Source organism: Parasphingorhabdus pacifica, from assembly GCF_054779195.1.
The window spans coordinates 268,104-288,826 of sequence record NZ_BAAGYS010000011.1 but is presented as its reverse complement, the minus strand read 5'-3'; the positions used below and the strand labels follow the sequence as shown (position 1 = coordinate 288,826).

Genomic DNA, 20,723 nt, shown 5'->3' with positions numbered 1-20,723 from the left:
GAATGCAGCCAATTCGAACTGCACTCCACCGGGCTACCCGGCCATTATGACCCGTCAGTAGGAAAGAGCTGTGATTTAAGTCACATTCCATTAACTCACCCGAGAACCGTCTCCGACAGCCGCCGCACGGCGTCGTCCAACGAATCGAGCAACTCGACGTTCGGCGGCAACGCCTCGGGCTCCCAGCCGGCACCCGCGGCGAAGGCGCGGGACCGCTGCCGCGTCGTCGGCAGCTCACCGAGCAACCGCGGCGACGCGTAGTTGGACTGGGCCGACCACAACACCACCGCCGCGGGCGCCGCTCGGCGAATCGCGGCGTCCAGACCTTCCTTCGGCAGCGCCGGGCCGAACAACCGGTGGCCGACCCGGCTGGCGGCGAGGGCCGCCGCCAGGGCGACGAGTTCGAGCTCCTGTCCCTCCCCCGGTACGGACGCGAGCATGACCGGCCGAGGGTTCAACGGCGGCGACGCGTTGGCGATCACCGCCCGCAGCGCGGTCGCGGTGGAATCGACCAGCAGCTGCAGCACTTCGATACCCGCCCCGGAGCGGTATCGCCGCTCGTTGATCGCCTGCCGGACCGGGCCGACGGTGTCGCGCCACGTCGCCATGACGCCGTCGGCGTTGATCGACTCGATCAGCAGCTTCTGCACCGACCAGGAGTCCAGGGCGAGCGCCGCCCGCCCGAGGCCACGCGCCCTCGGGCCCGCGCCGGTCAGGCGCAAACCTCGGCCGCCAGTGTTGGTCGATGATTCGAGCGTGACCGAACCCTGGTCCGAATCCTCGAGCACGCCGGAGAGCAACAGTGGTTCGGTCTCGCGCGAGTCCGGCTTCGGCTCCTGCTCGACCGAGACGGGGTAGCGCTGTCGCGGCGTGGAGACCGAACGGGCGTAACGGGCGGCTTCCGCCGGCGAGGCACCCCGCAGCAGGGCTCGCTGCATCTGTTCCAGACGCGCGATGTCGTCCGGGCCGTAGCGGCGATGGCTACCACTCGCGTGATCGCTCGGCCCCAGTCCGTAGCGGCGATCCCAGGTGCGCAAGGTCGCGGGCGCAACACCCAACCGCCGCGCCACGGCCGCGACGGTGAGCCGTGGCTGATCGTCACTCGCCGCGGAGGAGTCGAGGTCTCCGTCCCCGTCCACGGGGGACTCGGAATCGCCGATCGGATTGGCGTCGTCCTGCCCCCGAGCAGGTTCCGGGCTTGTTGTCACGCGGCCATGTTCCGACTTCCGGGCCGCCAGGGGCAAGCCAGTACCGATGTTGATCTTGGTTCGCCAAAAGATCACCCCAACGATGAACAGCTTTTGGCGCGATAGGGGTTGAACAAGTTTTGGCGCGGTTTTACCTTGGATCATGCGAGGCTGCGGCAGCAGAGCCGTAGCGGGAGGGGATCTCCACCGGTAGGAGGTGGTTGTCGCAATGGCAGACACTCGACGTCTTCCAGGCCCGAACGCCGATATCTGGGATTGGCAGATACGCGGATCGTGCCGGGGCATGGACAGCGCGTACTTCTTCCATCCCGACGGGGAGAGGGGACCAGCGCGGGCCAGACGAGAGGCGAAGGCAAAAGAGGTATGCCAGCACTGCCCGGTGCTGGAGCAGTGCCGGCAGCACGCTCTGGCGGTCCAGGAGCCCTACGGCATTTGGGGCGGACTGTCGGAGTCCGAACGCGAGGTGATCATCAAGTCGCAGAAGCGCCAGGTCGCGGCGATGGCGAGCTGACCATCACCCGTCCGCCGACCCCAGCCGGCGGAACGCAGGCGTTGCTCCACGAGATCGGGGCCGAATGACTACGAGGGGCGTCATTCGACTTCGACGAGGGGCAAACGAAACCGAGGGGCGGCACCCGCGTGGTGCCGCCCCTCGGTTTCGTTCATGCGAGCCGACCCCGCGGTGTCCGCGGGGTCGGAGCGCGATCAGTGGGAGTGCCCGTGCCCCTGACCGGCTCCTTCGGACTCGTCCTCTTCCTTCTTCTCGACCACGGCGCTCTCGGTGGTCAGCACCATGCGCGCGATCGAGGCCGCGTTGGAAACGGCCGAGCGCGTGACCTTCAGCGGGTCGACGATGCCCGGCTTCACCAGGTCGCCGAAGGACAGCGAGCCCGCGTCGAAGCCCTGACCCCAGTTGAGGTCGCGGACCTTGGACACGATCACGGCGCCTTCCTGGCCCGCGTTGTGCGCGATCCAGAACAGCGGTGCTTCCAGCGCGGTGCGCACGAGCTGGACACCGGTCGCTTCGTCGTCGGACAGCCCGAGGTTGCCCTCGAGGACCTTCGCGGCGTGGATCAGGCTGGAGCCACCGCCCGGCACGCTGCCCTCCTCGGCAGCGGCCTTGGACGCGGACACCGCGTCCTCGATGCGGGACTTGCGCTCCTTGAGCTCGGTCTCCGTGGCGGCACCGACCTTGATCACCGCGACGCCGCCGGCCAGCTTGGCCAACCGCTCCTGCAGCTTCTCGCGGTCCCAGTCGGAGTCGCTGGCCTCGATCTCCTTGCGGATTTGATCGGTGCGGGCCTGCACGTCCTCGCTCTTGCCACCGCCGTCGACCAGCGTGGTCTCGTCCTTGGTGACCGTGACGCGACGGGCGGAGCCGAGCACCTCCGGTCCGACCTCGGACAGCTTGAGGCCGACCTCCGGCGCGATGACCTCAGCGCCGGTGGCGGCGGCGAGGTCGTCCATGAAGGCCTTGCGGCGGTCACCGAAGTACGGCGCCTTGACCGCGACGACCTTGAACGTCTTGCGGATCGCGTTGACCACCAGTGTGGACAGCGCTTCACCCTCGACGTCCTCGGCCATGATCAGCAGCGGCTGGCCGTTCTGGGCGACCTTCTCCAGCAGCGGGAGCAAGTCCTGGATGTTGGAGATCTTGTCGCGGTGCAACAGGATCTGGACGTTCTCCAGGACGGCTTCCTGCCGCTCCGAGTCGGTCACGAAGTACGGGGAGACGAAGCCCTTGTCGAACTGCAGTCCCTCGGTGACCTCCAGCTCGGTGGCCAGGCTCGAAGACTCCTCGATGCTGATGACGCCGTCTTCGCCGACCCGCTCCATCGCCTCGCCGATCAGCGAGCCGATGGCCTCGTCACGGGAGGAGACGCTGGCGATCTGCGCGATGTTGTCGCGGCCCTTGACCGGCGTGGAGTTCTTCTTGAGCTCCTCGACGACCGCGTCGGTGGCGTCCTGGATGCCCTTGCCGAGCGAAGCGGGGTTCGCGCCGGCGGCCAGGTTGCGGAGTCCTTCGCGGACCATCGCCTGGGCGAGCACGGTCGCGGTGGTGGTGCCGTCACCGGCGACGTCGTTGGTCTTGGTCGCAACGTTCTTGGCGAGCTGGGCGCCGAGGTCCTCGAACGAGTCGTCCAGTTCGATCTCGCGCGCGATGGTCACGCCGTCGTTGGTGACCTGCGGGCCGCCGAACTGCTTGTCCAGTACGACGTGACGACCGCGCGGTCCGAGCGTGACCTTCACTGCGTCGGCGAGCTGGTTGACGCCGCGCTCAAGCGCACGGCGTGCCTGCTCGTCGAAGGTGATCTGCTTTGCCATTTCAACAGCCCTTCAGCGTGAATGCCTGAGTGTGCGTACTCGACGCCGGTTCCCCGCGGGGCCCTCGGGCCACGCGCCGACCGCGCGAGCCCCGACGGGGAACCGGCGAACGAGACAGCTTCCACATGCGACCGCCCCGGCGTCCCGGGCGGGACCGCCGGGGCGGCAGTGCTACGTCAGCGACCTCGTCAGTTGACGACGGCCAGCACGTCGCGGGCGGAGAGGATCAAGTACTCCTCACCGTTGTACTTGACCTCGGTTCCGCCGTACTTGGAGTAGATAACGACGTCGCCTTCCGTGACATCCACGGGAATGCGGTTGCCCTTTTCGTCGACACGGCCCGGCCCAACGGCCAGTACCTTGCCCTCCTGGGGCTTTTCCTTGGCGGTATCCGGGATCACGATGCCGGACGCAGTGGTCGTCTCGGCTTCGCTCGCCTGGACAACGATCTTGTCCTCAAGCGGCTTGATGCTCGCCACGGTGTGACCTCCACCTTCTGGGGCCTTCGAAGCGTTGGCTGGTTGGCAACGGCTCCGTGGCTCCCCGTCGTCGCGGGTGCCGGGGCGCTCGGGGCCGTGTATCTAGCACTCTACCGATGCGAGTGCCAATGCTCAACTACCCCTCACCCCGCGCGGCGTCACTCGAACGTCGACAGATCGACGGCCATGCGGTATTCACTATCCGATCACGACTTACATGAACCCGTTTCACTTTTGCGCGAGACCGTGTCCGGAAGTCGATATCGGAGGATCACCGTGCAGCGCTCCCAGGACGACGAACGGCGAGGACCGACTCGTCGCACCGTACTCGCGGGTGGCGCCGGCGCCACCGCTGCGCTCGGCTTGTTCGCCGTCGGCGCACCGCACGCCCGGGCGGTCATGCCGGGAGACCCGTTCCTGCTCGGCGTCGCTTCCGGTGACCCGAACCCGGACGGGTTCGTGCTGTGGACCCGGCTGGCCCCGCTACCGCTGGCCGACGACGGACTCGGCGGAATGCCGAATCGGCCGATCGACGTCGACTGGGAGATCGCGACCGACGAACGCTTTCACCGGATCGTCCGGCGCGGAACAGAGCAGGCGGTGCCGGAACTCGGACATTCCGTGCACGTCGAAGTCGTCGGCCTGCAGGCGGACCGCGAGTACTTCTACCGGTTCCGGACGGGCAACTACATCAGCCGCAGCGGCCGCACCCGCACGGCACCGGCCGCCGGAACGCTCGGCTCGGCGCTGACGATGTGCTTCGCCTCCTGCGCCCAGTGGGAACACGGCTTCTTCACCGCCTACCGGCGGATCGCCGAGGACGACCCGGACCTCGTGCTGCACCTCGGGGACTACCAGTACGAGCACGGCCACCTCGGCTATCCGGTCGGCTCCGGGATCGCCCGCAAGGTCGAAGGGGGCGAGACGTTCACCCTCGCCGACTACCGACAGCGGCACGCCCAGACCAAGACGGACGCCGATCTGCAGTCCGCGCACGCCACCGCTCCCTGGCTGGTGATCTGGGACGACCACGAGGTGGACAACAACTGGGCCGGGGAACACCACGAGGTCTGGGGCGACACCCCGCAGTTCGAAGAGCGCCGGAAAGCGGCTTTCCAGGCCTACTACGAGAACATGCCGTTGCGCCGTTCTTCGGTGCCGAACGGCACGGACATGCAGCTCTACCGACGGATCCAGTGGGGCGGGCTCGCCAACCTCCACCTGCTCGACACCCGCCAGTACCGCAGCGACCAGGCGTGCGGCGGTCTGCTCGGACCGTGCGGACAGGAATCGGATCCCACCCGGTCACTGACCGGAAACGAGCAGGAATCGTGGCTGCTCGACGGGTTCGCGTCCTCCCGGGCGAGATGGGACCTGCTCGGCCAGCAGGTCATGATGGCCCAGAACGACAGCTTGGCCGGACCGGCGAAGATCACCAATATGGACACCTGGGACGGCTACACCGCCTCGCGGGACCGCATCACTCGCGGCTGGATGCGCGCGGGGGTGCGCAACCCGGTCGTTCTCACCGGAGACATCCACGAGCACTACGCGAGCGACCTCAAGCTCGACTACGACGACCCGGATTCGCCCGTGGTCGGCAGCGAGCTCGTCACGACCTCGGTGACCTCCGGCGGGGACGCAGCGGGCACGGACTTCTCCGGCGACCCCGACAACCCACACTTCCGGTTCTACGACGACATGCGCGGCTATGTCCGCACCAGAATCACCAGTAGCGAGCTGCGAGCCGACTTCCGGGTACTCCCCTACGTGTCCGAACCGGACGCACCGGTGCGGACGAAGGCGTCGTTCGTGATCTCCGATCGGGAACGCGGGCTCCGCGAAGCAGGTGTGCAGTGAGGGCGCGGCGGGCGCGGACGCGGTGATCGAACAGGTCCACAGCGTGATCTTCGCAGGTAGATCCGCATGCGGGATATGTCACGTGAGACACCTGTTGGTTCCCGGGACGACACTTCGGTGGCTTAGGTTCTCCCCCATGACACCGACGAGGCCCACCAGCCGGCCATGGGAACGCCGTCCGCGACCCTCCAGGCCGCCGGGACCTCAGCGACCTCCCGGACGCTCCGGTTGGCGTCCGAAATGACCGGAACGGTGCGAAGTGATCAGTGACCGTCCGACGTGATCCGGACACGTTCGAAGTGACCGCCACCGAACCGGCTCCCCTCGCCGGCCGTGGCGGTGGCGGATTGTCCGAAATGGCCCGTCGGCCCGCGTAATCACGCGGTCGCGCGGTTTGTCGATCCGGATGTGGCGGGCGGCTGAACACGAGGCACTCCCGGCCGCGGCAAGCGTCCACATCGGACCTCGGGTGATACCGCGAGCACCGGGAACGGCCGGGACGGCGCCGACCCGATGCGGGCGTGGTACGCGGCGGGTCGGAGCGCCTCCGCCGCGACGGCACCGCCGAGACCGCCGCCCGCACCTCGGGCGGCCTGCTGCGCACCCGCCCGAACTCCGAGCAGGCCGGCGGCGGCCGCATACCTGGCTACGTCCGTTGACACCCGACCGGAGCGGCGTATGCTGCGAACAGAAAAATAGACTGTTCACAGATTCTCAGCCAGCCCAACGCCGCACAGGAGTTCCGATGGTCGCCCGCTTCACCGAGCAGGAGCGAACCCGAATCAGCGAACAGCTGCTGCGAACCGCCCGTGAGCTGTTCGTCGTGCACGGACTGCGCAAGACCTCGCTCGACGACCTGGTCCGCCCGGCGGGAATCGCCAAGAGCAGCTTCTACGCGTTCTTCGATTCCAAGGAGGCGCTGTACCTCGAACTGCTGCTCCGGCAGGCTCCCGAGGTCACCGCTGCCTTCCGCAACGCGATCGCCGAAGCGACGCACGCCCGCGAGGGGGTCGAATCGATGCTCCGAGTGGGTGTGGAGACCGCCACCTCGGACCCGCTCTACCGGCGACTGCTCGAACGGCCCGACGAACTCGCCGCGGTCTCCCGCAAGGTCGGCCCCGACGAGGTGGCCCGCGCTCAACCCCACGTGCTCGACCCCATGCTCGAATTCATCACCGCGATGCAGCAGGCCGGTGAGCTGGTCGAAACCGATCCGATGGTGATCGTGGGCGTGATCCGCTCGGTCGCTTTCACCGTGCTGCACTCCGAAGAGATCGGACCGGACTACCCGCGGGTCCTCGACCTGCTCATCAGCTCGGTCGCGATCGGGCTCACCAGTGCGGAGGCTCGCTCATGACACCTCGCACCGACCCCACCGGACCGGACGTCATCTCCGTCGAGGACCTCACCTTCTCCTACGCCCGGAGCGCGGAACCTGCCGTGCGCGGCATGGACTTCACCGTGCCGCAGGGTGAGATCTTCGGGTTCCTCGGGCCGAGCGGGGCGGGCAAGTCGACGACCCAGAAAATCCTCACCGGCCTGCTCGAAGGCCACGGCGGCAGGGTCGGCCTGTGGGGCCGAGGCCCGCGGAGCTGGGGGTCCGAGCTCTACCGGCACATCGGGGTCTCCTTCGAGCTCCCCAACCACTACCGGAAGCTGACCGCGCTGGAGAACCTGCGGTTCTTCGCCGCCCTGCACGGAAACCACACCGAGGACCCGATGAAGCTGCTCGACCTGGTCGGGCTGGCGGACGCGGCCGACGAGAAGGTCGGGCGGTACTCCAAGGGCATGCAGATGCGGCTGGTGTTCGTCCGCGCCCTGCTGCACGACCCCGACCTGCTCTTCCTCGACGAACCGACGTCCGGAATGGACCCGGCCAACTCACGCCGGATCAGGGACGTGGTCCTCGAGCTCAAATCCAGGGGCAAGACCGTCTTCCTGACCACCCACGACATGAACACCGCCGACGAGCTCTGCGACCGGGTCGCGTTCGTCGTAGACGGCCGCATCGCCGCGCTCGACTCCCCGAAGGAGCTGAAGGTAGCCCGCAGCAGGCGCCAGGTCCGGGTGGAATACCGCGACCCGCAGGACGACCTGGTCAGCCGCGAATTCCCGATGGAAGGGCTCGCCGGGAACTCCGGCTTCCAACGGGTTCTGCGGGAGCAGCGGGTCGAAACGCTGCACAGCCTCGAAGCGAGCCTCGACGACGTGTTCGTCGAGGCCACCGGCCGGAGCCTGCGATGATCCCGGCGACGGTGACCAGGCTCGGAGTCGCGCTGCGCCTGGAGGTTCTGACCCAGGTGCGCTACAAGTTCCTGCACGCGGCCGTGTTCTCCGTCCTGATGTGGCCCGCGATGCTGCTGCCGATCCCCGCCGACATCCGCGTAGTGGTCGAGCCGTACGTCATCTTCGGCGACGTGGCCCTGATCGGGTTCTTCTTCATCGCGGCAGCGGTGTTCTTCGAGAAGGAGGAGCGCACCCTCGGTGCGGTGGTGACCAGCCCGCTGCGCTTCGGCGAGTACCTGATGGCCAAGCTGTTGGTGCTGACCACCGTCTCGGTCCTGCTCGCGGTGCTCATCGTGCTCGTGACCACGGGGATGCCGCAGCACTTCCCGAAGCTGATCCTCGGTACCGCGCTCGGAACGTTGCTCATGCTCTACGGCGGCTTCCTGTCCGCGCTGCCGTTCGACTCGGTCAGCGACTGGTTCATGCTCGGCGTCGTGCCGCTGGCGGTGCTGTGCGCACCGCTGTTCCACTACGCGGGGGTGTGGGAGTTCGCCGGGCTGTACGCGATTCCCACGCACGGGCCGCTGTTGCTGATCGCCTCCGGGCTCGGTCAGCAGGACCTCGCGGGGTGGCAGCTCGGCTACGCGTTCGGTTATCCCGTCGCGTGGCTGCTCGTGTTGTACCCGTGGAGCGGGTGGGTGTTCACCCGTTACGCCGTCGGCGCGAAGGGACGGCCCTGACATGCCGATGACCGCGTTCGCCCGTAACGACTTCCGCGGCCTGTTCCGCGAACCGCTGCTGATCGGGATGCTGCTGGCGCCGGTGCTCTGGACCCTGATGGTGCGACTTCCGATGCCCGCCGTCACCACTCTCATGGCCGATCGGTACGGCATCGACCTGGCCGACTACCACGCCCTGATCATGACCGGGTTCCTGCTGCTGACGGCACCCATCGTGGTCGGCGGGTTGGTGGGACTGATGGTGCTGGACGAGCGGGATTCGGGAACCTTGCTGGCGCTGCGCGTGAGCCCGGTTCCACTTTCGGAGTACATCCGATACCGGGCGGGCATCGCGGTCGGGCTCACCTGCCTGTGCGTCGTCGGAACCACGCTCGGCAGCGGTTTGCTCCCGTTCGCCCTCGTTCCCGCGACCTTCGCGGCGGCGATATCGGCCGGCTCCTGCGCACTGCTGATCGCACTGGTCCTGATCGCGTTCGCGGGCAACAAGGTGGAGGGCGTCGCACTGATCCGCGCGCTCGGAATCGTGGTCGCCGGATTGCCGTTGGTCCCGTACTTCCTCGGTACCGCGTGGCAGCCGCTGTTCTGGCCGATTCCCACCTACTGGCCCGCGAAGGCGTTCTGGGTCGCCTTCGCGGGAGGCCCGGTGTGGCCGTACGTCCTGGTGGGCGTCGGCTATCCGTTGTTGTTGGCCTGGCCGCTGTACCGGCGATTCCGGTACGGCTCGATCGTTCGCCGAGAGGCCAGCGCGAGTTAACCCAGTACGAACCGGACATAACTAACCTCCTCACTCGTTCGAGTGACGCAGCACCGAGCCGACTCGACAGGTCGAGACGGCTCGACACATGCACGGAGGGCAATACCATGTCCGACTCCACCACGCCTCGACCGACGAACCGAGTGAACCGCCGCGCGGTCCTGCTGGGCGGTGCGGCCGCGCTCGGCACGACCGCGTTCGGCGGCTCCGCACTGGCCAACGCCCTCGCACTGCCCGGAGCAGGCGCCGGAGGCCGCATCGCCGACCCGTTCACCCTCGGCGTGGCCTCCGGAGACCCGCTCTCCGACGGCTTCGTGCTCTGGACCCGCCTGGCACCGAACCCGACCGCGGAGGACGGCAAGGGCGGCATGCCCGAGCGGGTCGTGCCGGTCCAGTGGGAGATCGCCAAGGACGAGCGGTTCAGCGACATCGTCCGCAGCGGGACCGCACAGGCCGCCCCCGAATTCGGCCACAGCGTCCACGTCGAACTGGACGGCCTCCAAGCGGGCGCCGAGTACTTCTACCGGTTCCGGACCGAAGGCGACGTCTCCCCAGTCGGCCGCACCCGCACCGCCCCCGCGCCCGGCTCGATGAGCGAGCTGACCATGTGCTTCGCGTCCTGCGCCCACTACGGGCAGGGATACTTCACCGCCTATCGCAGGATGGCCGAGGACGAACCCGGACTGATCCTGCACCTCGGCGACTACCAGTACGAGTACGCGGCGGGCTCCGACGACGTCCGGGAGGTCCGGGGTCCGGAAACCCGCACCCTGGCCAACTACCGCCAACGCCACGGCCAGTACAAGACGGACCCGGACCTGCAGCTGGCGCACTCCGTCGCGCCCTGGCTGGTCGTGTGGGACGACCACGAGCTCGAGAACAACTGGGCCGACGAAGTGCCGGAGGATCCGGACAGCGGGTTTCTCGATCGCCGCAAGGCGGCCTTCCGGGCGTACTACGAGAACATGCCGCTGCGCAGCACCGCCAAGCCCGAAGGCATCGACATGCGGCTGTACCGGCGGCTCCACTGGGGCGGCCTGGCTACCTTCCACATGCTCGACACCCGCCAGTACCGCAGCGACCAGGCCTGCGGCGACGGCTGGAAGTCCGATTGCGACGAGCGGCTCGGCGAGGACCGAACCATGACCGGCAAGGCGCAGGAGGAGTGGCTGCTCGACGGATTCGCCAACTCCGCCGCGCGCTGGGACGTGCTGGGACAGCAGGTCTTCTTCTCCCGACGCGACGGAACCGTCGGGGAGGGTGAGAACTTCAGCATGGACGCGTGGAGCGGCTATGTCGCCAACCGCGACCGGATCGCCGGCGGCATCGCCGACAGCCGAGTGCGCAACGGGGTGGTGCTCACCGGTGACGTGCACCGGCACTGGGCGGGCGAAGTGCACGCCGAGCACGAGAAGACCGACTCCGACATCGTCGCCACCGAACTCGTCACCAGCTCGATCACCAGTGGCGGCGACGGTGACGACGGCTCCTCCGGGGCGATCGAGGAGAACCCGAACCTGAAGTTCTACAAGAACCGGCGCGGGTACGTGCGAACCCGGTTCAGCGCAGCGCAGGTTCGAGCCGACTACCGGGTCCTGCCGTACGTCACCGAACGGGGCGCCGAAGCGTGGACCGAAGCCAGCTTCGTCGTCGAGGACGGCACGCCGAAGCTGAACCCGGCCTGAACAACCGGGGCGGACCGGTCGTGATCGCGAGCGGTCCGGTCCGCCCCGGATCCGCCGCTTCGGATCGGCCACCTCGTGCGGCACACTGTCCTCGTGCACGGACGATGGTGGCTCGCGGGTTTGGTCTTCTGCGGGGCGGTGTTCCTGGTGCTTCCGGTCGGGTGGGTGTGGGCACGCAGCGCGCGCCGCATCCGCACCGTGCCGGAAGTCCCGCGCGCGGAGTTCGGGCTGGTGCTCGGAGCGGGTGTGCGTACCGACGGCACGCCGAGCCGCATCCTGCGGGGACGGCTGGTCATCGCGCACGAGTTGTACGCCGCGGGCAAGGTCCGGCGCCTCCTCGTCAGCGGCAGCCCGGAATCGCGCGGGCACAGCGAACCCGTCGTCATGCGGGAATTCCTGCTTTCGAGGGGCGTCCCGGCGGCGGACGTCGTGCTCGACGAGTCCGGCGTGGACACTTGGCGGTCCTGTGAGAGCGCGGCCCGCCGGTTCGGCCTGCGGGAACTGACCGTGGTCACCACGCGCTTCCACCTCCGGCGGTCGGTGGCGCTGTGCCGACGGTTCGGTATCGACGCGTCCGGCGTCGGCCACGACGCGGCCGCCGAGGGCCTTCGCCGCGTCTCCGCGCGCGGCGCCCGGCGCGAGTACCTCGCCACCATCAAGGCCTTCTGGCTACCGCGAGCCCGCCCCACCCACGAATCACCCCCACAGCACTGAGTGAAGCTGCCGCTGGATGCGGTCCATGCCGCAGGTGGCGATGGGCCGGTCGAACGGGGCGTAGTCCCGGGCCCCGTCAGCTCCGTCACCGGTCAAGAGCGTGGGTGCGTATCCGGCCGCTTTGAGCGCGACGCGGCGCGGGAGGTCAGTACCGGGTCGACGTCGATGGTGGTGATCGCCTCAGAGCCTGGAGGGGCAGAAGACCGCCCTGAGTTTCGCGGTCAGCTCCGGATTCGGTTCCGGTGCGTTGTCGGCCGCTTCCTCGGCCGCGGCGTAGAGCTGCTCGTCGTAGGAAATCTCGGTCTCGTCACAGGGGTCTGCCTGGTTGGCTCCAGGTTCTGTCGACATGACCAGTTGCCTTAATCCGGCATGACCCGGGATTCCACGCTGCTGACCACCGAATCCGCCCCCCGGTGCGGCGAGCCTGCTCACCGGCGGCGGATTCGGCGTCGAGGGCAGCATCCTGACCACACTGGTCCTGCTCGCGTCGCGATCACGCTGCGACGGTTGGCTCAGTAGCGCCGGTTGGTCAGCACCGGAACCGCCTGCCGCGCCTGCTCGACCGCGCTCGGGTCGATCTCGACGATGCGTACCTCCGGCGATGCGTCCAGCTGCTCGTGCACGCTGCCCAGGGGAGTGGCCACCAGGCTGTAGCCGATCCCGGTCGGGGCCGTGCCGGACGGTTCCACGCCGACCGTGCGCGGATCGGCCTGCCCGCAGGCCACCACCCACGAGGTTGAATCCAGCGCTCGGGCGCGCACCAGCAGCTCCCACTGCTCGCGCTTGCCCTCGCCGGAACCCCAGGAAGCCGGAGTCACGATCACCGAAGCGCCCTGGTCGGCGAGCTTCTGGTACAGCCCGGCGAACCGCACGTCATAGCAGGTCGTAAAGCCGATCTTAGTTCCGTCCAGCTCGACCACCAACGGCTCGGAACCCGGTGCCACGGTGCGGGATTCGGCGAACCCGAAGGCGTCGAACAGGTGGATCTTGTCATAGGAGGCGTCCAGTCCGCGCCCGGTGATCAACAGCGTGTTGGTCACCCGCCCGTCCGGCGCAGGCGTGAACATTCCCGCCACCACGGCGATCCCGGCCTCGTCGGCCAGCTGACGGACCGCGCTCGCCCACGGACCGTCCAGCGGCTCGGCCAGCGGCCCGAGCTTCACCCCGAAGCAGGCCATCGTCGCTTCCGGGAAGACGGCCAGCTCCGCCCCGCCTTCGGCGGCCTGCCGGACCCCGTCTGCCACCAGTTGCAGGTTCGCCTTCGGATCGGCGCTCGACACGATCTGACACAACGCGATGCGCATACACACAACCATCCTTCGCTCGCCCGTTATGATGTTTGTATACCAACGATATGCAAGTAAGGGGTTCAATCGTGCCGTCCGGACGTGAACTCGCGTACGCCCATCTCAAGGACACCGTCCTGAGCGACCCCTCCATGCAGGGCCAGTTCGTCAACGAACAGGCCGTCGCCGACGAGATCGGCGTTTCGCGCACCCCGATCCGCGAGGCCCTCCTGCTGCTGGCCGCCGAGGAGCTCGTGCAGCTGATGCCCAAGCGCGGCGCCTACATCGCACCCGTGACCGGTCGCGAGATCCGCGAGCTGTTCGAGATCCGCGGCATGATCGAATGCTACGCCGCGCGGCGTGCCTTGGAACTCGACGCGGTCCCGCTCGAGCGGATGAAGGCCGAACTCGCCGAGCAGGGCGAGGTCGGCGCCGATCAGGCGCGCGCGTTCATCGAGCACGACCACCGGTTCCACTCCGCCCTGGTCGAATCGGTCGGAAACGCGATGCTGGGCAAGACCTACGACGGCCTGCGCGCTCGCCAGGTCCGGGCCGGGATCGAGGCGCTGTTTCGTTCCGATGGCAGGCGCAAGGCGGTGCTGGCCGAGCACGAGGAGATCCTCGAAACCCTGGCGGCGGGCGATGCCGAGGCCGCGACCAGGGCGATCACCGAGCACCTCAGCGCGACGCAGCACGTGCTGCAGTCGGGCTGAGCGCCAGCCCGATCATCGTCACCACGCAGGTCGCCGCCAGGTAGCAGGCCGGGGCCACCCAGGTGCCGAAGTACGCGTACAGCGCGGTGAACAGCAGTGGGGCCAGCGCGCCGCCGATCACTCCGGCCAGCGTGTAGGCGAGCGAGGCGCCGGTTGAGCGCAGCGCCGGGCTGAACTGCTCGGCTACGAACGCCGCCTGCGGGCCGTACATCAGTGCGTGCAGCACCAGACCGACGATCACGCCCGCGATCAGCGTCCCAGCGGAGCCGCCGCTGATCATCGGGAAGAACGCGAACGGCCACACCAGCGCGCCCACCGCCCCGATCGCGTAAACCCGGCGCCTGCCCAGGCGGTCGGAGAGCGCACCGGCCAGCGGCATCAGGAACAGCTGCAGCGCGGAGCCGGTCATCACGCCGGTGACCGCCCAGCTCTTGGGCATGCCCAGCGTTTGCGTGACGTAGGTGAGCACGAACACGGTGAACAGCGCGTAGGTCACATCGGGGCCGACCCGGCACAGGATTCCCGAGATCAGCGCGCGCGGTTCGCGGGTGAACACCTCGGTCACCGGTGCGCCCGCCTGCTCGCCCTTGTTCTGCAGCTCCTGGAACACCGGGGTCTCCTCGAGCTTCACCCGGATCCACAGCCCGAAGGCCACCAGCACCGCCGAAAGCAGGAACGCCACCCGCCAACCCCAGGACATGAACTGCTCGGAGGTCAGCGTCGCGGCCAGCGCGGCGAGCACACCGTTGGCCAGCAGGTTGCCCGCGGGCGGGCCGATCTGCGCGGCCGAGGCCCAGAAGCCGCGGTGCTTCTCGCTGCCGAACTCGCTGGACAGCAGCACCGCGCCGCCCCACTCGCCGCCGATGCCCACGCCCTGGGCGAACCGCAGCACCACCAACAGCACCGCGCCCAGCGCGCCCACCTGGCCGTAGGTCGGCAGGAGTCCGATGAACACGGTGGAAATGCCGGTGATCAGCAGGGTGATCACCAGCACTCGTTTGCGGCCGAGCGTGTCGCCGAGGCGGCCGAACACGAATCCGCCCAGCGGGCGGGAAACGTAACCCACCGCGTAGGTGGAGAAGGCCAGCAGCGTGCCGGACAGCGGATCGTGGCTGGGGAAGAACAGCTGGCCGAAGACCAGCGCGGAAGCCACCGAGTAGGCGGCGAAGTCGTACCACTCCAGGGAAGTTCCGCTCAGGCTCGCGACAAAGGCCTTGATCAGGTCCTTGCGCGCCGGCCGGGCGGCTGCAGGCGCAACGGTCATGAGCTCCTCGTCTCGTTGGTGTTCGCCGGGCTCAAATTTGTGATACGAACTGTATACAAGACGTATGCTCATGGGAATGGGGAGGTTGTCGTGTTTCCACTGCGTTTCGATGTCGGCGGCGAGGTCGTCGAGGTTTCGGTGTCGACTCTGCTCAACGGCGGCTACGCCGGGCGCAGCCAGCAGGACGTGGCCGCGCACGTGGCCGAACTGGCCGAGCTCGGGGTGCCCGCGCCCAGCCGAACGCCCTGCCTCTACCCGGTCGCGCCGTACCTGGCGATGCAGACCGGAGAGGTTCCGGTGCAGCACGGCCGGACCTCCGGGGAGGCCGAGTGGGCGCTGGTCGTGGCGGGGCCGGACGAGCGCGACGTGCTGCTGACCGCCGCCTGCGACCACACCGACCGGGAGCTCGAGGTGCACGGCGTCGCGTGGAGCAAGCAGGCGGGTCCGGACGTCCTCGGGCGCGAGGCCTGGCGCTTGGTCGACGTCGCCGACCGCGTCGACGACCTCACCCTGACCGCATGGGCGGGCGGCGACCGGATCCAGCAGGGCACCCTCGCCGAGCTCCTCTCCCCGCACTACTGGCTCGACGAGCTGCGCACCCGAAACCTGTTGCACCCGGGCACGATCCTGCTTTCGGGCACCATCCCGATGGCCGCCGACGTGGACCAGTTCGCCGACGCTTGGCGCGTCGACCTGGCCGACCCGGCCACCGGCGGCACGATCACCTGCGACTACCGCATCCGGCCGCTCCCGGAGCCGCTCGCCTGACCCGCCCGGGCAAGTGGGCAGTTTTGCCTATGGCTGACCGCGTCGTGGGTTCAGGGGGTCGTTGCAACTGCCCTTCCAGATCGCACCGTTGGCATCGCGCTGCCTTTCACCGAGTACCGCTGCCGCCGGGACCCGCGCGGGTCCCGGCGGCGCATGGCAACGTCCCCAGCACCGGTCACCCTGCCCGAGGCGAGCCCGGCTGCGCCCGGCCTTTCGGCCCCACCCGCCATGTTCAGGGCTCTTCGCCCTGGCGGCATGCCCATCCACACCGATGACGGGCTCGAAGGATGGGCGAGGTGACCCCACTCGGAGCCACCTACCTGCCGACCTACGCGGGTGGCGTTCGTGCCGCGTTGACGCACCTGGCCCCGGCGTTGCTCGGCGCCGACCCGACCAACCTGGGCAAGATCAACTACCTGATGGACGACGCCCTGCCGGGGCACCAGTTCGCGAAAAGCGCGGTCGACATTGCATGCTGGGACTTGCTGGGCAAATCCGCAGGCCGCCCGGTCGTCGACCTGGTCGGCGGACGCCTTCACGAAGATTTCCCGCTCTACGAGGCTGTCCCGCTGGGCTCGCCCGTGTCGATGGCCGAGTTCGTGTCCGCGCGAATGGCAGCCGGGATCACTCGATTCCAGCTCAAGGTGGGCAATGCGCCCGCCGACGACATCGCCCGCCTCAGTTCACGACGACGGTCTCTACTGGAAGTCCGGAGTCGGCGGGCAATTCCAGGGACGAGGGTTTGGCTCCGGCATGGATCACGTGCGCGCCGAGCGCCGCGATCATGGCGCCGTTGTCGGTGCACAGCCTCGGGCGCGGAACCCGCAGCGTGATCCCCGCCTCGGCGCAGCGTTCGGCCGCGAGCGCCGACAGTCGCGAGTTCGCCGCCACTCCACCGGAAATCACCAGGGTGTCGACCTCGAAATCGCGAGCGGCCCGGACCGCCTTCGCGGTCAGCACGTCGGCCACCGCCTCCTGGAACGAAGCCGACACGTCCGCGACCGGAACGTCGCGTTCGGCGTGTTGTTCCTGCTCGACCCAGCGAGCGACGGCGGTCTTCAGTCCGGAGAACGAGAAGTCGTACTTGGCGTCGCGCGGGCCGGTGAGCCCGCGTGGGAAGGAGATCGCCTTCGGATCGCCCTGTCCGGCCATCCGGTCGATCGGCGGACCGCCCGGATAGGGCAGGTCCAGGATGCGAGCAACCTTGTCGTAGGCCTCACCGGCCGCGTCGTCGATCGTGGAACCGACCGGGGTGATGGCCTCCGCGATGCCCTCGACCAGTAGCAGCTGGGTGTGCCCGCCGGAGACCAGCATCGCGAGGCAGCGTTCGGGCAACGGACCATGCTCCAAGGTGTCGACGGCGACGTGGCCGGCGAGATGGTTGACCCCGTAGAGCGGCACGTCGAGCGCGGCGGCGTACGCCTTGGCGGCTGCGACGCCGACCATCAGGGCCCCCGCCAGTCCCGGCCCCGCGGTCACCGCGACAGCGTCCACATCGGACAGCGAAAGCCCTGATTCGGCCAGAGCGCGACGCATGGTGGGCTCCATGGCTTCCAGGTGCGCGCGGCTGGCGATCTCGGGAACCACGCCGCCGAACCGCGCGTGCTGCTCGACGCTGGAGGCGACCGAATCGGCCAGCAGCTCCACGGTCCCGTCGGCGGCGAGCCGGACCAGACCGACCCCCGTCTCGTCGCACGAGCTCTCGATCCCGAGCACGATGGTGTCTGCGCTCATCCCGCATCCTCCACATTGGACTGTGCTGGTCGGCGCATCGTGTAGGCGTCCGCTCCCGACGGCTGGTAGTAGCGCTTCCGCAGCCCGACGGATTCGAACCCGTACTCCCGGTAGAGCGCGATCGCCGCTTCGTTGTCGGTGCGCACTTCCAGCAACGTCGGCGCGCCGATCTTGTCGGCGTGGGCCAGCAGCGCCCGCAGCAGCGCCCTTCCGAGTCCGCTGCGCTGCCAAACGGGATCCACGCCGATGGTGTGCACCTCTGCTTCGGCCTCCGGCGGGAAACCGACGACCGCGAGTCCGGCGTACCCCAGCAGGTCCTCCGCCTCGTCGTAGGCGCCGACGTAGTAGTGCCCCTGGTCGAGTTCCGCGACGAACGCCGCGCGCGACCACGGATCGTCGCCGGGGAACAGGATCCGCTCCAGTTCCGCGCAGCGTCCCAGGTCGCGCTTCAGCAGCTTGGCCACCCGGAACGCGCCCGACTGCCCCGTCACGACGTGCCCCGTCACGACGTGCTCCGCGCGGCGCTGACCTGCTTGCGGGGACCAGGCGATTCCGCGTCCGGCCTGCGCAGGTACAGCGGTACCAACGGCTCCGGTGCTGCGGCGGAGAACAGGACCGCCTCCGCGGCACGGGCCAGGCCGACCGGAGTCGGATAGCTGGTCGCCACCGGCGGCAACCCGAGGACCTCGGAGCAGCGCTCGGCCATCTCCCCGGCGGCGGTGGTGATCCCCAGGCCGTCGATCGCGTCGGGCACGTCGGCGGGGCGCTGCACGTGCGGGCCGGTGAGCCGTGCCCGGTCGGCGCCGTAGGCCGCCCAGTACACCTCTTTGCGGCGAGCATCCGTGGCCACCAGCAGCGGAGACTCCCCCGGCGTCTGGACGGCGAGCGCGTCGAGCCCGCACACCGGATGCACCGGCACGTCGTGGGCGTGGCCCAGCGCGGCAGCGGTCACCATGCCGACGCGGAGTCCGGTGAACGGGCCGGGTCCGGCGCCGACCACGATCGCGTCCACCTCGGCGAGGCGGTGTCCGGCCTCGACCAGGACTTCCATCAGGTGCGGCGTGAGCAGTTCACCGTGCGCGCGAGGATTGATCGTCATCCTCTCCGCGAGCGAGCACGGCCCGCCGTCGCCCCAGGCGACCAGACCGGCGGTGACCGCTGGAGTGGAGGTGTCCAACGCGATGACGAGCACGGCCCCAGGATACGGCAAGCACGATCGCCCCTGGTCAACGGGTTCTCCCGGGTTCTTCCGGAGTGCGGCCCGCATGCCGGAAGTATGTCCGGGAACCCGGGCGATCGGTGTCCGGACCTGTCCTGACCGGCGGGCCCGGCTCCCGCCGGTCAGGACGGCTGCGACGTGGGAGTCGGACGGGGCTCGAACCAGCGAAGGACGATGGTTCGCATGTTCCGACTCAGCGGCCGCGCATCACGGCCGCCGCCACGCCACCCCACCGTCCGGGCCTATGTCCGTCCGGACGGCGGTGCTTCCGGGAGCGTTTCGAACGTGGTGGACACCAGCGAAACCTCCGGAGTTGTGCGTCCGAAAACGGCCGGCGCCGCTTTCGGACCCGTTCGGTGAACGCGGAACTTCAGCACTCGCCGCGGGTCAGCAGGTTGCCCTGCGGCGGGACGTCCGCCCCCTGCCCGACGATCTGCTGACCACGCAGCCAGGTCTGCCGCACGGACCCGGCGAGCGCGCGCCCGTGATAAGCCGAGATCGGATTGCGATGCTGCAAACCGGCGGCGTCGACGACGAAGGCGTCGTCGGGAGCGAACACGCACAGATCGGCGTCGCAACCGACGTCGATCGCGCCTTTCCGCCGCAGGCCGGCCAACTCGGCCGGACGCCGCGACATCCAGCGCACGACGTCGGCGAGCTCGTACCCGCGAACGCGGGCCTGGCTCCACACGGCCGACAGACCGATCTGGAGGCTGGACACCCCGCCCCACGCCACGCCGAAGTCGCCGGTGTCGAGGCGCTTCAGGTCCGGCGTGCAGGGCGAGTGGTCGCTGACCACGCAGTCGATGTAGCCGTCCGCGAGGCCCTTCCACAACAACTCGCGGTTGCGCGCCTCCCGGATCGGCGGGCAGCACTTGAACGCGGTGGCGCCCGCCGGAATCTCCTCGGCGGTGAAGCTCAGGTAGTGCGGGCAGGTTTCGACGGTGATCCGCACCCCGTCCGCCCGCGCGGAAGCGATCATCGGGAGCGCGTCGGAGGACGACAGGTGCAGGATGTGCACGCGCGCACCGGTGCGGCGGGCGAGCTCGATGACCTGTGCGATGGCCAGGTTCTCGGCGCCGCGCGGCCGGGATTCGAGGAAGTCCCGGTAGTTCTCGCCGTTCGCGGTGGGCGCGCACTCGATGGCGTCCGAATCTTCGGCGTGCACGATCATCATGGCGTCGTGCTCGGCGAGCGCCCGCAGTGCGGCATCGAGTTCCGTCGAATCCAGCGGTGGGAACTCGTCCACGCCGGAATGCAGCAGGAAGCACTTGAAGCCGAACACCCCGGCCTCGTGGAGCCCGCGCAGTTCGTGGAGGTTGCCGTGCACGGCACCGCCCCAGAAACCGACGTCGATGTGCACGCGTTCCCGCGCGGACTCCCGCTTGACCTCCAGCGCATCGGTGTCGATGGTCGGCGGGAGGCTGTTCAGCGGCATGTCGACGAGGGTCGTGATGCCACCGCGCGCGGCTGCCCTGGTGGCGGTGTCGAAACCTTCCCACTCGGAGCGCCCGGGGTCGTTGACGTGAACGTGGGTGTCGACCAACCCCGGCAGCAGCACCTCGTCGCCGGCCAGCTCCACCGTGTGCCGTGCGTCGAGGTCCGCATCGTAGGACTCGACGGCGGCGATACGTCCGTCCCGGACACCGACGCTGCCGGAAGACTCCCCGCTCGACCCGACGAGTCGCCGGGCACGGAACACCACATCGAACGCCTCGGACACTTCGACACCCCATTCCCAAGTTTCA

21 protein-coding genes and 1 pseudogene are annotated in these 20,723 nt (G+C 68.8%); 12 read left to right on the top strand and 10 right to left on the bottom strand.

Annotated features, from left to right (window positions below; translation table 11 throughout):
• Nucleotides 1-95 precede the first annotated feature (95 nt).
• Nucleotides 96-1,208: a MerR family transcriptional regulator gene (locus ACYVAN_RS18330; RefSeq protein WP_460961222.1), complete on the bottom strand. Its 1,113-nt coding sequence runs from the start codon at nucleotides 1,206-1,208 to the stop codon at nucleotides 96-98.
• A gap of 208 nt (nucleotides 1,209-1,416) precedes the next feature.
• Here ACYVAN_RS18330 and ACYVAN_RS18325 point away from each other — a divergent pair, with 208 nt between their 5' ends.
• A complete protein-coding gene (locus tag ACYVAN_RS18325) occupies nucleotides 1,417-1,719 on the top strand; it encodes a WhiB family transcriptional regulator (RefSeq protein WP_460961220.1) in 303 nt (100 codons plus the stop codon).
• A 194-nt stretch (nucleotides 1,720-1,913) separates the two neighbouring features.
• Here the strand turns inward: ACYVAN_RS18325 and groL are convergent, their stop codons facing one another.
• A complete protein-coding gene (gene groL, locus ACYVAN_RS18320) occupies nucleotides 1,914-3,533 on the bottom strand; it encodes a chaperonin GroEL (RefSeq protein ID WP_460961218.1) in 1,620 nt (539 codons plus the stop codon).
• A gap of 188 nt (nucleotides 3,534-3,721) precedes the next feature.
• On the bottom strand, nucleotides 3,722-4,012 hold the full coding sequence (groES, locus tag ACYVAN_RS18315; protein ID WP_460961216.1) for a co-chaperone GroES: 291 nt from the start codon (nucleotides 4,010-4,012) through the stop codon (nucleotides 3,722-3,724).
• A gap of 276 nt (nucleotides 4,013-4,288) precedes the next feature.
• Between groES and ACYVAN_RS18310 the strand changes: the two genes are divergently transcribed.
• The 8 genes from ACYVAN_RS18310 to ACYVAN_RS18275 all read left to right on the top strand — a co-directional run bounded on the left by ACYVAN_RS18310 (nucleotide 4,289) and on the right by ACYVAN_RS18275 (nucleotide 11,991).
• Entirely contained in the window at nucleotides 4,289-5,872 is a 1,584-nt protein-coding gene (locus tag ACYVAN_RS18310; protein WP_460961214.1) for an alkaline phosphatase D family protein, read from the top strand.
• Nucleotides 5,873-6,393: 521 nt separating this feature from the next.
• A complete protein-coding gene (locus tag ACYVAN_RS18305) occupies nucleotides 6,394-6,531 on the top strand; it encodes a hypothetical protein (protein WP_460961212.1) in 138 nt (45 codons plus the stop codon).
• Between the two features lie 86 nt (nucleotides 6,532-6,617).
• Complete coding sequence (locus ACYVAN_RS18300; protein WP_460961210.1) at nucleotides 6,618-7,229, top strand: TetR/AcrR family transcriptional regulator; 612 nt, start codon at nucleotides 6,618-6,620, stop codon at nucleotides 7,227-7,229.
• Nucleotides 7,226-8,116: an ABC transporter ATP-binding protein gene (locus ACYVAN_RS18295; RefSeq protein WP_460961208.1), complete on the top strand. Its 891-nt coding sequence runs from the start codon at nucleotides 7,226-7,228 to the stop codon at nucleotides 8,114-8,116. The genes ACYVAN_RS18300 and ACYVAN_RS18295 overlap by 4 nt, the downstream gene beginning before the upstream one ends.
• Complete coding sequence (locus tag ACYVAN_RS18290; protein ID WP_460961206.1) at nucleotides 8,113-8,838, top strand: fluoroquinolone export ABC transporter permease subunit; 726 nt, start codon at nucleotides 8,113-8,115, stop codon at nucleotides 8,836-8,838. The genes ACYVAN_RS18295 and ACYVAN_RS18290 overlap by 4 nt, the downstream gene beginning before the upstream one ends.
• A gap of 1 nt (nucleotide 8,839) precedes the next feature.
• Nucleotides 8,840-9,592, top strand: coding sequence for an ABC transporter permease (locus tag ACYVAN_RS18285; protein ID WP_460961205.1), 753 nt, complete (start codon nucleotides 8,840-8,842; stop codon nucleotides 9,590-9,592).
• 107 nt (nucleotides 9,593-9,699) lie between these two features.
• Complete coding sequence (locus ACYVAN_RS18280; protein ID WP_460961204.1) at nucleotides 9,700-11,277, top strand: alkaline phosphatase D family protein; 1,578 nt, start codon at nucleotides 9,700-9,702, stop codon at nucleotides 11,275-11,277.
• A 93-nt stretch (nucleotides 11,278-11,370) separates the two neighbouring features.
• Nucleotides 11,371-11,991 carry a SanA/YdcF family protein gene (locus tag ACYVAN_RS18275; RefSeq protein ID WP_460961203.1) on the top strand — a complete coding sequence of 207 codons (621 nt, stop codon included), beginning with the start codon at nucleotides 11,371-11,373 and terminating at the stop codon, nucleotides 11,989-11,991.
• Between the two features lie 180 nt (nucleotides 11,992-12,171).
• Here the strand turns inward: ACYVAN_RS18275 and ACYVAN_RS18270 are convergent, their stop codons facing one another.
• Both ACYVAN_RS18270 and ACYVAN_RS18265 read right to left on the bottom strand, forming a co-directional pair.
• Nucleotides 12,172-12,339 carry a hypothetical protein gene (locus ACYVAN_RS18270; protein WP_460961201.1) on the bottom strand — a complete coding sequence of 56 codons (168 nt, stop codon included), beginning with the start codon at nucleotides 12,337-12,339 and terminating at the stop codon, nucleotides 12,172-12,174.
• Between the two features lie 164 nt (nucleotides 12,340-12,503).
• Nucleotides 12,504-13,295 (bottom strand): carbon-nitrogen hydrolase family protein, encoded by a 792-nt coding sequence (locus ACYVAN_RS18265; protein WP_460961199.1) that lies wholly within the window; start codon nucleotides 13,293-13,295, stop codon nucleotides 12,504-12,506.
• A 71-nt stretch (nucleotides 13,296-13,366) separates the two neighbouring features.
• Between ACYVAN_RS18265 and ACYVAN_RS18260 the strand changes: the two genes are divergently transcribed.
• Nucleotides 13,367-13,990, top strand: a complete 624-nt coding sequence (locus tag ACYVAN_RS18260; RefSeq protein ID WP_460961197.1) for a GntR family transcriptional regulator — start codon at nucleotides 13,367-13,369, stop codon at nucleotides 13,988-13,990.
• Here the strand turns inward: ACYVAN_RS18260 and ACYVAN_RS18255 are convergent.
• Nucleotides 13,956-15,254 carry an MFS transporter gene (locus ACYVAN_RS18255; RefSeq protein WP_460961195.1) on the bottom strand — a complete coding sequence of 433 codons (1,299 nt, stop codon included), beginning with the start codon at nucleotides 15,252-15,254 and terminating at the stop codon, nucleotides 13,956-13,958. The genes ACYVAN_RS18260 and ACYVAN_RS18255 overlap by 35 nt on opposite strands.
• 90 nt (nucleotides 15,255-15,344) lie before the next feature.
• Between ACYVAN_RS18255 and ACYVAN_RS18250 the strand changes: the two genes are divergently transcribed.
• On the top strand, nucleotides 15,345-16,022 hold the full coding sequence (locus ACYVAN_RS18250; RefSeq protein WP_460961193.1) for a DUF2848 domain-containing protein: 678 nt from the start codon (nucleotides 15,345-15,347) through the stop codon (nucleotides 16,020-16,022).
• Between the two features lie 287 nt (nucleotides 16,023-16,309).
• A pseudogene (locus tag ACYVAN_RS18245) lies at nucleotides 16,310-16,537 on the top strand (mandelate racemase); the annotation flags it as partial.
• Between the two features lie 163 nt (nucleotides 16,538-16,700).
• Here the strand turns inward: ACYVAN_RS18245 and tsaD are convergent.
• From tsaD to allB, 4 genes are all read right to left on the bottom strand, one after another.
• Entirely contained in the window at nucleotides 16,701-17,756 is a 1,056-nt protein-coding gene (gene tsaD / locus ACYVAN_RS18240) for a tRNA (adenosine(37)-N6)-threonylcarbamoyltransferase complex transferase subunit TsaD (RefSeq protein WP_460961191.1), read from the bottom strand.
• Complete coding sequence (gene rimI / locus ACYVAN_RS18235; RefSeq protein WP_460961189.1) at nucleotides 17,753-18,262, bottom strand: ribosomal protein S18-alanine N-acetyltransferase; 510 nt, start codon at nucleotides 18,260-18,262, stop codon at nucleotides 17,753-17,755. Before rimI ends, tsaD begins: the two co-directional genes overlap by 4 nt.
• Complete coding sequence (gene tsaB, locus ACYVAN_RS18230; protein WP_460961187.1) at nucleotides 18,259-18,948, bottom strand: tRNA (adenosine(37)-N6)-threonylcarbamoyltransferase complex dimerization subunit type 1 TsaB; 690 nt, start codon at nucleotides 18,946-18,948, stop codon at nucleotides 18,259-18,261. Before tsaB ends, rimI begins: the two co-directional genes overlap by 4 nt.
• A 397-nt stretch (nucleotides 18,949-19,345) precedes the next feature.
• Nucleotides 19,346-20,698 (bottom strand): allantoinase AllB, encoded by a 1,353-nt coding sequence (gene allB / locus ACYVAN_RS18225; protein WP_460961185.1) that lies wholly within the window; start codon nucleotides 20,696-20,698, stop codon nucleotides 19,346-19,348.
• Nucleotides 20,699-20,723 lie beyond the last annotated feature (25 nt).